The organism is Nioella sediminis (genome assembly GCF_001879695.1).
Taxonomy (GTDB): Bacteria; Pseudomonadota; Alphaproteobacteria; order Rhodobacterales; family Rhodobacteraceae; genus Nioella; species Nioella sediminis.
In genome coordinates, this window is record NZ_MNBL01000189.1 from 1 (window position 1) to 412 (window position 412).

Genomic DNA, 412 nt, shown 5'->3' on the forward strand with positions numbered 1-412 from the left:
GTCCGACGTTCCGTCACCCGTCAGGTCGCTGTCCACGTCGTTGGTGGAACTGATCCCATTCACGGTCACCGTTGCGACCGCCGATGACGTGCCGCCATTGCCATCCGTCACCTCATAAAGCACCTCAACGGTCGCTGACTGGCCGGAGGCGAGGTATTGATAGGCCGTGCCTGGATCATAGGTGATGGACCTGTCATCCGCCGCGATGCTGACCGTGCCGAGCCCGGATTGGATGCTGGCCGATCCGACGGTCAGGGTGTCGGTCGTGTCCGGGTCGGTGTCATTGGCCAGCACGTCGATCAGAACCGAGCTATCCTCGTCGGTGGTGGCGGTGTCGGCGACTGCCGTGGGAGAGGTATTGATCCCCACCAGCCGCCCCTGAAGAACCGACGCATCGGTGATGCCGATCAGC

The 412-nt window shown here is 63.1% G+C and carries 1 protein-coding gene; it reads right to left on the bottom strand.

Translation table 11 applies throughout. The features are described from left to right. Positions 1-412 (bottom strand): Ig-like domain-containing protein (locus BKY26_RS19705; protein WP_169829074.1); only part of this gene is annotated, 412 nt, incomplete at both ends.